General features: G+C 64.9%; 10 protein-coding genes. 7 read left to right on the top strand and 3 right to left on the bottom strand.

Annotation, left to right across the window (positions count from 1 at the left end; all coding sequences use genetic code 11):
* The first annotated feature begins 1 nt into the window (after position 1).
* From GV002_RS23905 to GV002_RS23890, 4 genes are all read left to right on the top strand, one after another.
* A complete protein-coding gene (locus GV002_RS23905) occupies positions 2–1,420 on the top strand; it encodes an FAD-binding oxidoreductase (RefSeq protein ID WP_160020728.1) in 1,419 nt (472 codons plus the stop codon).
* Positions 1,421–1,446: 26 nt separating this feature from the next.
* Positions 1,447–2,388 (top strand): 2-hydroxyacid dehydrogenase, encoded by a 942-nt coding sequence (locus GV002_RS23900; protein ID WP_160020727.1) that lies wholly within the window; start codon positions 1,447–1,449, stop codon positions 2,386–2,388.
* Positions 2,389–2,694: 306 nt separating this feature from the next.
* Positions 2,695–3,624, top strand: coding sequence for an ABC transporter ATP-binding protein (locus GV002_RS23895; protein ID WP_160020726.1), 930 nt, complete (start codon positions 2,695–2,697; stop codon positions 3,622–3,624).
* Positions 3,621–4,382 (top strand): ABC transporter permease, encoded by a 762-nt coding sequence (locus GV002_RS23890; protein WP_017678012.1) that lies wholly within the window; start codon positions 3,621–3,623, stop codon positions 4,380–4,382. The genes GV002_RS23895 and GV002_RS23890 overlap by 4 nt, the downstream gene beginning before the upstream one ends.
* A gap of 329 nt (positions 4,383–4,711) precedes the next feature.
* On the opposite strand, the gene GV002_RS23885 is transcribed toward GV002_RS23890, so the two are convergent.
* From GV002_RS23885 to GV002_RS23875, 3 genes are all read right to left on the bottom strand, one after another.
* Positions 4,712–5,104 (bottom strand): protease inhibitor I42 family protein, encoded by a 393-nt coding sequence (locus GV002_RS23885; protein WP_160020725.1) that lies wholly within the window; start codon positions 5,102–5,104, stop codon positions 4,712–4,714.
* Positions 5,105–5,192: 88 nt separating this feature from the next.
* On the bottom strand, positions 5,193–7,589 hold the full coding sequence (gene lon, locus GV002_RS23880; RefSeq protein ID WP_160020724.1) for an endopeptidase La: 2,397 nt from the start codon (positions 7,587–7,589) through the stop codon (positions 5,193–5,195).
* Between the two features lie 61 nt (positions 7,590–7,650).
* Complete coding sequence (locus GV002_RS23875; RefSeq protein ID WP_160020723.1) at positions 7,651–8,355, bottom strand: hypothetical protein; 705 nt, start codon at positions 8,353–8,355, stop codon at positions 7,651–7,653.
* 261 nt (positions 8,356–8,616) lie between these two features.
* Between GV002_RS23875 and GV002_RS23870 the strand changes: the two genes are divergently transcribed.
* The 3 genes from GV002_RS23870 to GV002_RS23860 all read left to right on the top strand — a co-directional run bounded on the left by GV002_RS23870 (position 8,617) and on the right by GV002_RS23860 (position 12,534).
* Positions 8,617–9,366, top strand: coding sequence for a helix-turn-helix transcriptional regulator (locus tag GV002_RS23870; protein WP_160020722.1), 750 nt, complete (start codon positions 8,617–8,619; stop codon positions 9,364–9,366).
* A gap of 137 nt (positions 9,367–9,503) precedes the next feature.
* A complete protein-coding gene (locus tag GV002_RS23865) occupies positions 9,504–10,208 on the top strand; it encodes a methylamine utilization protein (protein WP_160020721.1) in 705 nt (234 codons plus the stop codon).
* On the top strand, positions 10,195–12,534 hold the full coding sequence (locus GV002_RS23860; RefSeq protein ID WP_160020720.1) for a putative bifunctional diguanylate cyclase/phosphodiesterase: 2,340 nt from the start codon (positions 10,195–10,197) through the stop codon (positions 12,532–12,534). Before GV002_RS23865 ends, GV002_RS23860 begins: the two co-directional genes overlap by 14 nt.
* The last annotated feature ends 2 nt before the right edge of the window (positions 12,535–12,536 follow it).

Here is a 12,536-nt window from a genome sequence, read left to right as displayed (position 1 = left end):
GATGAGTGGCCTGTCCGAACATCTGATCCAGGCGCTGCGCGACGTGGTCGGCGAGGCCGGCCTGATCCTCGATGCCGAGCGCATGCAGAGTTACCTGAGCGACTGGCGCGGCGCCTATCGCGGCCAGGCGGCTGCAGTGCTGCGGCCTGCCTCGACCGAGGAGGTCGCTGCCGTTGTGCGTCTGTGCGTGCAGGCCGGCGTCGCGCTGGTGCCGCAGGGCGGCAATACCGGCCTGTGCGGCGGCTCTATTCCGGACGACTCCGGGGCGCAGATCGTGCTGTCGCTGACGCGCATGAAGCGCATCCGTGAAGTGGACGTGGCCAACGAAACCATTACCGTCGAAGCCGGGGTGATCCTGCAGCAGCTGCAGGAGGCCGCCGCCGAAGTCGGCCGGTTGTTCCCGCTGTCGTTGGGTGCCGAGGGCAGCTGCACGGTCGGTGGCAACCTGGCGACAAATGCTGGTGGCACCGCCGTGCTGCGTTACGGCAACATGCGCGACCTGGCGCTGGGGCTGGAAGTGGTGCTGCCCGACGGGCGCATCTGGGACGGCCTGCGCGGCCTGCGCAAGGACAATACCGGCTATGACCTCAAGCACCTGTTCATCGGCAGCGAGGGTACGCTGGGCATCATCACCGCCGCCGTGCTCAAGCTGTTCCCGGCGGTGCGCAGCCTGACTACCGCCTGGGTGGCGCTGCCCAGCCCACAGGCAGCCGTCGAGCTGATCGGGCAGATGCGCGGTCTGTGCGGCGACCGCCTGACAGGTTTCGAGCTGATGTCGCGGCAGAGCGTCGAGTTCGTCCTGCGCCATGTCACCGGCGTCAGCGATCCCTTCGCCGAAGCGCATCCCTGGTACGTACTGATCGAACTGAGCGATACCCAGCCCAATGCGCCGTTGAACGAAATGCTCGAGCAGGGCATCGGCGAGGCGTTCGAAAAGGGCATGGCGTTGGATGCTGTGCTGGCTGGTAGCGATGCGCAGGTGCGCGCCTTGTGGGCACTGCGCGAGGGCATCTCGGAGGCGCAGAACCACGAGGGGCCGAGCCTCAAGCACGACATCAGTGTGCCGGTCAGCCGTATTCCCGACTTCATTGCGCGTACCGACCAGGCGCTGCAACTGGCTTTTCCTGGCGTCCGTGTCGTGGCCTACGGGCACGTCGGCGACGGCAACCTGCATTACAACATCAGCAAGCCAGTCGGCGCCGAGGATGGCCCGTTCAAGGCGCAGGCCGAGGCGATCATGCGGGTGATCTACGATCAGGTCCTGGAAGATGCCGGCAGCATCAGCGCCGAACATGGCCTGGGCCAGTCCAAGCGGCTGGCCGCGCAGCACTACAAGGCGCCGTTGGAGCTGGAACTGATGGCCCGCATCAAGCAGGCGCTGGATCCATCCGGGCTGATGAATCCGGGCAAATTGCTGTAGAACGCATGATCGAAACAGGAGGATCCATGAGCAAACTCAAGGTGCTGCAGATCGGCCCGCTGAGCGAACGCTTCAATCGCGAGCTGGCCGACGAATACGAGGTCAGTGCGCTCTGGCAGCAGGCCGAGCCACTGGCCTTTCTGCGCGAGCAGGGCGAGCAGTTCATCTACATGGTGTCTTCGGCGCGTTTTGGCTGCACGGCTGATCAGCTGGCGCTGCTGCCGAATCTGCGCGCCATCTGCAGCTTCGGTGTCGGCTACGATCCTTATCCGCTGGAGCTGCTGCGTGACCGTGGCATCGCCCTCAGCACCACGCCGGACGTGCTCAACGACTGCGTGGCTGATCTGGCCATGGGCCTGATGATCGACAGCGCGCGGCGTCTGTCCGAAGCGGATCGCTTCGTGCGCAGCGGCGCCTGGAGCAGCACCACGGGCTTCCCGCTGGCGCGTCGGGTCAGCGGCAAGCGCCTGGGCATCGTCGGCCTCGGCCGCATCGGTGAAGCAGTAGCGTTGCGCGCCTCGGGGTTCTCCATGCCGGTGCGTTACCACAACCGCCGTGCGGTCGAGGGCAGCGCTTATCAGCACGAACCCGATCTGCTGGCACTGGCGCGCTGGGCGGACTTCCTGGTGCTGACCTGCCCTGGCGGCAAGGCCACCCATCACCTGATCAACGCCGAGGTGCTCGAAGCGCTGGGGCCTGATGGCTTCCTGATCAACGTGGCGCGCGGCTCGGTTGTTGAAGAGAGCGCACTGATCACAGCACTGAAAAAGGGTGTGATTGGCGGTGCGGGCCTCGACGTCTTCGAGCGCGAACCTCAGGTGCCGGCTGCATTGCGTGAGCTGGACAACGTGGTGCTGTTGCCGCACGTCGGCAGCGCGAGCGTCGAGACCCGCCAGCAGATGGCCGATCTGGTGCTGGACAACCTGCGTGCCTTCATCGCCACCGGCCAGTTGCTGACGCCGTTGTAACCCATTTGCGTGACGGCGCCTGTCGCCACGCTTATCGCCGCAACGCCACAAGCGCTGCGGCCGCTTCTCCCTCAACCTCACCTGCAGCACCGGCGCGCCACAAGCGCGCCGGGTTATCCCGCTATGCCTTGGGCAGGGTATCGCGGGGTCGCCCAGGCTGTGCGCACCGAGTAACACACCTGTCTTGGTGCGCACAGCGCACCCTACCGGCCAGATGCTTGCCACTGCGAACCAATAATGCACTTGCCCTGCCTGGGTGGTCAGGCTCTACACTCTGTGGTTTTTCCGCAGGCAAGGACTCTCACCGTGCAGTCGGTCATCTCCATTTCGCAACTGAACAAGATCTATGCGTCCGGGCACCCGGCCCTGCAGGGCATCGACCTGGACATTCGCCAGGGCGAGATCTTCGCCTTGCTCGGCCCCAACGGCGCGGGCAAGACCACCCTGATCAGCATCATCTGCGGCATCGTCAATCCGGGCGAGGGCCGGGTGCTGGTGGCTGGCCACGACATCGTCCGTGACTACCGCGCGGCCCGCTCGCAGATTGGCCTGGTGCCGCAGGAGCTGGTCAGCGACGTGTTCGAAACCGTCTGGGCGACGGTCAAGTTCAGCCGTGGTCTGTTCGGCAAGAAGCCCGATCCGGCCTATCTGGAGCAACTGCTCAAGGACCTGTCGCTGTGGGACAAGCGGGACGCCAAGATCATGGAACTGTCCGGCGGCATGAAGCGCCGGGTGATGATCGCCAAGGCCCTCTCGCACGAGCCGCAGATTCTCTTCCTTGATGAGCCTACCGCCGGTGTCGACGTCGAGCTGCGCCGCGACATGTGGAACATGGTGCGGCGCCTGCGCGAGCGCGGTGTGACCATCATCCTGACCACCCACTACATCGAAGAGGCCGAGGAAATGGCCGACCGCATCGGGGTGATCAGCAAGGGCCGGATCATCCTGGTGGAAGACAAGCAGGTGCTGATGCACAAGCTGGGCAAGAAGCAACTGACCCTGCACCTGCAGCAGCCTCTGTCATGCGTGCCGGCCGAGCTGGCGCGTTATGGTCTGGAGCTGGTGGATCAGGGTCATGCGCTGGTGTTCACCTTCGATGCCCAGCACGAGAACACCGGTATCGCCGAACTGCTGCGTGAGCTCGCTCAGCACGGCATCGACTTCAAGGACCTGCAGTCGAGCCAGAGTTCGCTGGAGGAGATTTTCGTTTCATTGCTGGAGGAGTCGCGCGCATGAACCTGTATGCCATCAAGGCCATCTACCTGTTCGAGCTGGCGCGCACCTGGCGCACCCTGCTGCAGAGCATTGCCACGCCGGTGATCAGCACCTCGCTGTATTTTGTGGTATTCGGTTCGGCCATCGGTTCGAGCATGACCCAGGTGCAGGGCGTGAGTTACGGCGCCTTCATCATTCCGGGGCTGATCATGTTGGCGCTGCTGACCGAGAGCATTTCCAACGCTTCGTTCGGCATCTACATGCCCAAGTATTCCGGGAGCATCTACGAGCTGCTGTCGGCGCCGGTGTCCTACCTGGAGATATTGATCGGCTATGTTGGCGCGGCGGCGACCAAGTCGGTGATCCTTGGTCTCATCATCCTGCTCACGGCGCGACTTTTCGTCGATTTCGAGATTCAGCATCCCATCTGGATGGCGGCGTTTCTGGTGCTGACGGCGCTGACCTTCAGCCTGTTCGGCTTCATCATCGGCGTGTGGGCCGATGGCTGGGAGAAGCTGCAGATCGTCCCGGCGCTGATCGTCACGCCGCTGACCTTCCTGGGCGGCGCCTTCTATTCGATCAGCATGCTGCCGCCGGCCTGGCAGACGGTGACCCTGTTCAACCCGGTGGTGTACCTGATCAGCGCGTTCCGCTGGAGCTTCTACGGCGTTTCCGACGTCAATGTCGGCGTCAGCCTGGCGATGGTGCTGGGCTTTCTGGCGCTGTGCATTTTGCTGGTGGGCTGGATCTTCAAGACCGGTTACCGGCTCAAGAGTTGATGCCGGGCGCGAGCGCGGCATTCGCGGCTGAAGCCGCTCCTACGCTCGGGTAAGGTGGTGTGCGCCTTTGACTGTAGGAGCGGCTTCAGCCGCGAAACGGTAGAAACGAAGGGGCGCACCATGCGCTCCTCGTTCATTTCAGCATGGTCGTTTTTTTCATCCACCAACGAGGTGGATCGATAAGCATGTAGGGCGGGTGCAACCCGCCATGAAGGGGTGGCGGGTTGCACCCGCCCTACGGTTCCGTGGGAGGCGCTTTAGCGGCGATTCGCTTCGATTCGTCGCTGCTGAAGCCCCTCCCACAGAAGCTGTGCCTGGCGCGGCCTCGCTCACTTCACCCGCAGTTCACACTCGAAGGTTTCGGCCGGCGGCACGTTCGGTTCCCAGGGCTGCTGGTAGGTCAGCAGCAGCCGGCCTTCGCCCGGTTCGCGAGCGGTAAAGCGCCAGGTGGAGATGCCCCCAGCACCCACCAGCCCGGCGTCTTCCGGATTGCTGTACACCTCCGGGCCAAGACTTTGCAGCACGTTCGGCGCCGCGTCGCGCACCTCCCAGCGAAAGCCGGTGGTGGGGTTGCTGGGCAGGCTGAGAATCAGTTGCTGGCCCTTGTTCAGCGTCAGCGGGCACTGCCGGTCCTTCTTCAATTCCAGCGTACCGGATTGATGGGCGCAGGCCGTAAGCAGGGCCAGGGCGGGCAGAATAAGCAGGCGCAAGGTGGCGTGCATGACGAACTCCAGTCGAACAAAAACTGGCCCAGCATAGCCGCACCGGGGGGCGGCACGCGAGCCGTAGGGTGCGCCGTGCGCACCTCGGTCAGTCGAACAACAACTTGGCTACGTCGCCATAGCGTTTGGCGAAGTGCACGGTCAGGCCTTCCTTGAGGTAGTCCGGTAGTTCCTCGTAGCTGCCGCGGTTGGCCTCCGGCAGGATCAGTTCAAAGATCTTCTGCCGGCGCGCCGCGATCACCTTCTCGCGCACGCCGCCGATGGGCAACACCTGGCCGGTGAGGGTCAGTTCGCCAGTCATGGCCACGCCTTTCTTCGGTGCCTGGTTGCGCGCCAGGGAGAGCAGGGCGCTGGCCATGGTGATGCCGGCGCTGGGGCCGTCCTTGGGTGTGGCACCTTCCGGCACGTGCAGGTGGACGAAGGCCTGGTCGAAGAAGGTCGGGTCGCCACCGAACTGCTTGAGGTGCGAGCTGACGTAGCTGTAGGCGATCTCCGCCGATTCCTTCATGACCTCGCCGAGTTGGCCGGTAAGCTTGAAGCCGCGATTGAGCGTATGAATGCGCGTCGCCTCGATCGGCAGGGTGGCGCCGCCCATGCTGGTCCAGGCCAGCCCGGTGATCACCCCGGTGCCGGCCAATACCCGCTCGTTGCGGAACACCGGCATGCCCAGCGCTTGCTCCAGGTCCTTGGCGCCGATGCGAATCTTCGCCTCGGGATCGTCCAGCAACTTCACCACCGACTTGCGCACCAGCTTGCCCAGCTGTTTCTCCAGCTGACGCACGCCGGCTTCGCGGGCGTAGCCCTCGATCACTGCACGCAGCGCCGCGTCGCTGATGGATAGGCGCGCTTTCGGTACACCCGCCTTTTCCAACTGCTTGGGCCACAGATGGCGCTTGGCGATGGCGATTTTTTCCTCGGTGATGTAGCCGGACAGGCGGATCACTTCCATGCGGTCGAGCAACGGCCCGGGGATGGAGTCGAGGGTGTTGGCGGTGCAGACGAACAGCACCTTGGACAGGTCCAGGCGCAGGTCCAGGTAGTGGTCGAGGAATTCGACGTTCTGCTCCGGGTCCAGCGTTTCCAGGAGCGCCGAGGCGGGGTCGCCCTGGTAGCTGGTGCCCATCTTGTCGATCTCGTCGAGCATGATCACTGGGTTCATCACCTCGGCTTCCTTCAGCGCCTGCACCAGCTTGCCGGGCATGGCGCCGATGTAGGTGCGGCGATGGCCCTTGATCTCCGCCTCGTCGCGCATGCCGCCTACCGAGAAACGGTAGAATGGCCGGTCGAGGGATTCGGCAATGGACTTGCCGATGCTGGTCTTGCCCACGCCGGGCGGGCCGACCAGCAGCACGATGGAACCGGCGATCTCGCCCTTGAAGGCGCCGACGGCGAGGAACTCGGTGATGCGCTGCTTGATGTCGTCCATGCCGGCATGGTGCTTGTCCAGCACCTTGCGCGCGCGGCCTAGATCGAGCTTGTCCTGGCCCTGTACACCCCAGGGCAGGGCGGTGGCCCAGTCCAGATAATTGCGCGTGACGGCGTACTCGGGCGAGCCGGTCTCGAGGATCGACAGCTTGTTCAACTCCTCGTCGATGCGCTTCTGCGCCGGTGCAGGCAGGGTCTTGCCTTCGAGGCGGGCAAGAAATTCCTCGCGATCCGCGCTCTTGTCGTCCTTGCTGATGCCCAGCTCCTGCTGGATCAGCTTGAGCTGCTCCTTGAGGAAGAATTCGCGCTGGCGTTCGCCGATCTGCTTGTTCACCTCTGCCGACAGCTCTTTCTGCAGGCGGCCGACCTCGACCTCCTTGCGCAGCAGCGGCAGCACCTTCTCCATGCGCTTGAGCATGGGCACGGTATCCAGCACTTCCTGCAGCTCATGACCGGAGGCGGTGGTCAGTGCGGCAGCGAAATCGGTGAGTGGCGACGGATCGTTAGGGCTGAAACGGTTCAGGTAGTTCTTCAGCTCCTCGCTGTACAGCGGGTTGAGCGGCAGCAGTTCCTTGATTGCATTGATCAGCGCCATGCCGTAGGCCTTGACCTCGTCACGCGGGTCGGCCGGCGCCTGTGGATATTCGACTTCGGCCAGGTATGGGCCGCGACGGCTCAGCCAGCCGCGAATGCGCACGCGGGTCAGGCCCTGGGCGACGAACTGCAGTTTGCCGCCTTCTTCGCTGACGTGGTGTACACGCACCAGGGTGCCGTGCTCGGGCAGGCTGGCCAGGTCGAACTCACCGTGCTCGTCCGGTGGGGTATCGACGAAGAACACCGCCATGCATTTGTGCTCGGTGTTGCCGACGCGCGTCAGCGTGCGGCCCCAGGGCTGCTGATTGACGATTACCGGCAAAACCTGCGCCGGGAAGAACGGGCGGTTGTGGATGGGGATGATGTAGAGCTTGTCCGGCAACTGCTGCGCGGGCAATACCAGGCCAGTGCTGCTGGCCTGGGCGTGAACTTCGACGGCTTCCGGGGTGTTGTCCTGATCGTTCATGGAGCACCTTTGCGTGTACGTTGGGTGCTACATGGGGCGACTTCGGGATTTTTTCAACGTTTCAGTCGAGGCTCAGGCGAATGCCCTGCAGACGCTGTTCGATCAGTGGGGTGAGCAGGGCGAAGCACTCGCCGGGCGCCAGGCGAATCTGCGCCGGCTCGATCAGATCACTCTGCAGGCGCTCGATCAGCGCGAGCAGATGCGCGTCCTGCTCCTGATCGAGCATGCGGTTGCAGAGAAAGCGCAGTTGCATCTGCAGGCCGGGCGGGCAGCGTTCGTAATTGGCCGCGCGCACCGCCAGGCCACGCAGCCTGGCGAGGTCTTCGAGCGAGCGGCAGGCCTCGCCGATTCCGCGAATTCTGGGGTGATGCTGACGGTAAAGACGATCCTCGAGCTGTTCGATCACCGCCAGCAGTGTCTCGATCAGTCGGCAGTGCGCATCGAAGTCGGCGGGTTTGCGGCGCAACTGTGGCCAGTGTTGTTGCAGAGGGGGTAGTTGCATGCTGGCACCGGGCCAATTCAGCCAGAGCTGATCCAGCTGCTGCGCCTGCGCATTGCGCAGCGCGACGCTCGCGGCATCCTGCTGCGCGCCCAGCCCGCGATGTTTCTGCAGGGCCTGCAGCAGGTCGAGGCAGCGCTGCACGATCTCGGTGTCCGCCTGTTTGCTGGCTTTCAACTGGCGATTTTCCGCGCGGTGGGTGAGCCAGTAGCTCAGTATGAGCAGCACGACCAGCAGGGTCAGAAAAATGAGGGCGGCATCGCTCATTGGGGTTCGCTTGTTGTGGTCGGTCGAGAGGGGCGAAGCAACTCTCCTGCCATTTGCCGGGGACTGCGTAATTCGGCTCAGCGAAGGTTCCCGGATGCACAGTAATAGAGCCTGAAGGTGTTCGGAGCTGCGACTTGGTGCGTTGGTTGTCAGGCGCATTGGTTGCTATAGGTGCAACCATTTCGCTGATAGGTGGTTGCGGCGTTTTTGCTTGGAAAGGAGTAAAGTGCAACCCTTGTTTCGTGCCGCCAGTCTTTTGCGATGCTGCAAGCCCGTGTGATCCGCCTGGATGAACAGGCCCATGAACATGCCCATGACCATCACCAGTTGGTGATGTCTCTGGTCGGCCGCGCCGAATTCGAAGTCGGCGGTCGTGGTGGCGAGGTGTGCCGCATGCGCGCCTGCCTGGTGCCGGGCGATGCCGCCCACCAGTTTGCCGGTATGGGCGACAACCGCATGCTGATTCTCGACCTGGACGAACAGGACACCCCCAGCGAAGACCTGGAGCTGCTCCACCGTCTTTTCGAAACACCGCGTTATCCCGCCCTCGATGTCGATTTCCAGCACCTGCTGAGCTATGCCGGCGCAGAGCTGGAGCGCTATGGCAGTGACTCGATCCTGGCGCGCTCTCTTGGCGGTGTTCTGTTACGTGCCCTGCATCTGCGCCTGTTCGGCGAACAGCGCCGGCAGCCGCAAGGGTCACTGGATCTGCAGCGCCTGGATGATTACATCGGCGAGCACCTGGCGCGGCGCATCAGCGTCGCCGAGCTGGCGCAGGAAATGTGCCTCAGCCCCAGCCACTTCCACGCCCAGTTCAAGGACAGCGTCGGCCTCACGCCGCACCAGTACCTGCTCCAGACTCGCCTCGACCGCGCTGCGCGCATGCTGCGCGAAAGCAACCTGCCGTTGGTACGCATCGCCGAGGAGTGCGGTTTCTCCAGTCAGAGTGCGCTGACCACCGCCATGCGCCGCTACATGGGCCTGACGCCCAAGCGTCTGCGCAGCGAATAGCATCGCTGCTGGCTAATTGCCGCTGGCCGGTTCGGCGCCGGCCAGCTAGGCTGTCACCTCAGTACGCCAAACTCGGTTGCCAGGACGGCATGTAATCCTGTGAACGTCCGGCCTTCGGCTCGGGCCAAGGTGCGCGCATGACTGGTTGCACGTCTTCCCTGTTGACCCTCGTTATCCTCGTGGCCATTGCCATGGCGAGTCCCGCATCCTATGCCGCGGCGCTGCACGCTGAGCTTGTGGGGGCTGCGGGCGAGCCGCTCGCCGATGCAGTGATCAGCTTGCGCGGTCCGCTACCGATGGGCACGCCATCTGCTTCGTCAGCAGCGCCTGAGGCGTTCATGGATCAGCGCAACAAGCAGTTCCAGCCCCATGTGCTGGCGGTGCGCACTGGCACTTCGGTGTCCTTCCCCAACAGCGATGATATCCGCCACCAGGTCTATTCCTTCTCACCGGCCAAGCGCTTCGAGCTGCGCCTGTACCAGGGCACGCCGAGCGAGCCGGTGCTGTTCGACAAGCCCGGGCTGGTGGTGCTCGGCTGCAATATCCACGACTGGATGCTCGGCTATATCTACGTCACGGACGATCCCTGGTTCGCCGTCAGCGACGAGCACGGCCGCGCCGCCATCGCCGACTTGCCGGCCGGGCGCTACGCCGTGACCCTGTGGCATCCGGGCAGCCCGCAGCTCCTGCCGCAGGCCGCTGGCGAACTGCAGTTGGAGGCGCAAGCGCCGAGCCAGCGGTTCGTCCTGGCCGGTAGCGCTCCCGTTGAGCCACCTGCGTCGCCGGCACCGAGCGCATTCGGCGAGGCCTTCAGGAAAGCTGCCGAAGATGCTGCGCAGTAGCTTCCAGGCGCGCATAGCCGGGGTCCTCATCCTGCTCCTGCTGGTGGTGATCGGTGCCCTCTATGTCGCGGTGAAGGCGGCCACCGATGCCGCCGTGCGCGCCCAGGCCCAGGAACAGCTGAACGTCGGCAGCCTCGTCTTCGAGCAACTGCTGGCGCTGCGCAGTGACCAGCTGCAGCAGGCCGCCCAGGTACTGGCGGCCGATTTCGGCTTCAAGGACGCAGTGGCCAGCGGCGATGCGCCGACCATCCGCTCGGCGCTAGCCAATCAGGGCGCGCGGATCAACGCCGGCGCGGTGTTCCTGCTGGGGCTCGATGGTAGCCTGCAGGTGAGCACAGACCCGGACATCGACGCCGAGGCTGTGGCCGGGCTTGCCAGCCAATTACAGCAGCCCCGGCGCGACGGCCCGCGCCTTTTCCTGTTGCCCATCGGCAGGCAGATCTACCTGCTGGTGGATGCCACGGTGAGTGCGCCACTGCCGATCGCCCGATTGCTGATGGGCTTTGCCGTGGACCGCGAATTCGCTCTGCAACTGCGCGAGCTGACCCACCTGGAACTGAGCCTGGTGGCCAGTGGCGACGGCACTGCGCCGATCTGGATCAGCACGCTGCCGGACAGCGCCCAGGCTCTGCTGGAGTCGCAGATGGAGGCGGCCAGCGCGATGCCGGAGCGCCTCGACGATGGCATCGAGCACTACTTCGGCCAGCACCTGCAGCTGACCAGCGGCCCCGGCTACCGGGTCGATGTGCTGCTGCACAAATCCCTGACCGAGGCTGAGGCGGCGTTCGCGCCGCTGGATCGACGAATCCTGCTGATCACCCTGGTGGCCATGCTTGCCTCGCTAATCGGCGCGCTGTTACTGGCGCTTAGCGTGTCGCGGCCGGTGCGCGAGCTGGCCGCCGCCGCTCAGCGCATCGGCCGCGGTGACTACCAGCAGCCGGTGGCCTTGGCCCGCAGTGATGAGCTGGGTCTGTTGGCGCTGGCGGTCAACGACATGCAGCGCGGCATCGCTGAACGCGAGCGGCAGTTGGCGCACAACGCCCTGCACGACGCCCTGACCGGTCTGCCCAACCGTACCCTGGCGCTGGAACGGCTTGGCAGCGCGATCACCGCCGGGCGATCCACGGCGCTGCTGTACCTCGGCGTGGGCAACTTCGCCGCGATCAACGAGAGCTGCGGCCAGGGCGGCGGCGACCTGGCTCTGCAGCAGTTGGCTCGGCGCCTGCAAGCGACCCTGCGCCCCGGCGACAGCCTGGCGCGCCTGCTGGGCGACGAGTTCCTTCTGCTGCTGGAGCAGTGCGACGGCGATAGCGCAGTGGCCAGCGCCGATCGTCTGCATCAGTTGCTGCTCAAGCCGCTGCGCATCGGCACGCTGGACGTCGCGTTGGACTGCCGCATCGGCATCGCCGCTTACCCGGCCGATGGCGACACGCCGGACGACCTGCTGCGCCGTGCGCGCATCGCCATGCAGGACGCCGCCCAGCAACCCGGTCGCCTGCAGCTCTACCAGCAGGGCCGCGACGCCGCCCAGCAACGGCAGATCCGCCTGATCCGCGATCTGCGCCACGCCGCCGCGCAGGGCCAACTGCTGCTGCACTACCAGCCCAAGCTGGATATCCGCGAGGGCCGCGTGCGCCAGGCCGAGGCCCTGCTGCGCTGGCAGCACCCGCAGCTGGGCATGGTCTCGCCTGGCGAATTCATCCCGCTGGCCGAGCGCACCGGCAGCATCCAGTTGCTCACCGCCTGGGTCATCGAGGAGGCCCTGCGTCAGTTGCAGGAATGGGACGGGCGCGGCGTCTGGGTGCAGCTGTCGTTGAACATCTCCACCGAGGACCTGCTCGACGTCGGCCTGCCGGCGCGAGTCGGTGCGCTGCTGACGCAGTACCGGGTGGCGCCGGAGCAACTGATCTTCGAGATCACCGAGAGTGGCGTGATGCTCGACCCCGAGCGTGCGCTGCAGGTGCTGCACGGCCTGCGCGGCTGCGGCATCGGCCTGTCGGTGGACGATTTCGGCACCGGCTATTCCTCCCTGGCGCAGCTCAAGCGCATGCCGGTGCAGGAGCTCAAGATCGACCAGAGTTTCGTGCGCGAGCTGGACGATCATAGTGAGGACTCGGTGATCGTCCGCTCGACCATCGAAATGAGCCACAGCCTGGGCCTCAAGGTGGTGGCCGAGGGCGTCGAACTGGCGCCCAGCCTGAGTCTGTTGCAGCGCTGGCACTGCGACACCGCGCAGGGTTATCTGATCAGCCGGCCGCTGGCTGCCGCGGCTTTCGAGGCTTGGCTGGCGCAGCCCTATCGCTCTCCTCTGGCCAAGGTGCACTGAAG

This window comes from Pseudomonas sp. 8O (assembly GCF_902506495.1).
Taxonomy (GTDB): Bacteria; Pseudomonadota; Gammaproteobacteria; order Pseudomonadales; family Pseudomonadaceae; genus Aquipseudomonas; species Aquipseudomonas chaetocerotis.
Note: the sequence above shows the minus strand (reverse complement) of the source record. Positions and strands in the feature narration are given on the sequence as shown.

What these genes read in the sequence shown, in the direction of transcription:
- GV002_RS23905 (WP_160020728.1), top strand. Translation starts at nt 2, where the DNA reads ATGAGTGGCCTGTCCGAACATCTGATCCAGGCGCTGCGCGACGTGGTC.
- GV002_RS23900 (WP_160020727.1), top strand. Translation starts at nt 1,447, where the DNA reads ATGAGCAAACTCAAGGTGCTGCAGATCGGCCCGCTGAGCGAACGCTTC.
- GV002_RS23890 (WP_017678012.1), top strand. Translation starts at nt 3,621, where the DNA reads ATGAACCTGTATGCCATCAAGGCCATCTACCTGTTCGAGCTGGCGCGC.
- GV002_RS23885 (WP_160020725.1), bottom strand. Translation starts at nt 5,104, where the DNA reads ATGCACGCCACCTTGCGCCTGCTTATTCTGCCCGCCCTGGCCCTGCTT.
- lon (WP_160020724.1), bottom strand. Translation starts at nt 7,589, where the DNA reads ATGAACGATCAGGACAACACCCCGGAAGCCGTCGAAGTTCACGCCCAG.
- GV002_RS23875 (WP_160020723.1), bottom strand. Translation starts at nt 8,355, where the DNA reads ATGAGCGATGCCGCCCTCATTTTTCTGACCCTGCTGGTCGTGCTGCTC.
- GV002_RS23870 (WP_160020722.1), top strand. Translation starts at nt 8,617, where the DNA reads ATGCTGCAAGCCCGTGTGATCCGCCTGGATGAACAGGCCCATGAACAT.
- GV002_RS23865 (WP_160020721.1), top strand. Translation starts at nt 9,504, where the DNA reads ATGACTGGTTGCACGTCTTCCCTGTTGACCCTCGTTATCCTCGTGGCC.
- GV002_RS23860 (WP_160020720.1), top strand. Translation starts at nt 10,195, where the DNA reads ATGCTGCGCAGTAGCTTCCAGGCGCGCATAGCCGGGGTCCTCATCCTG.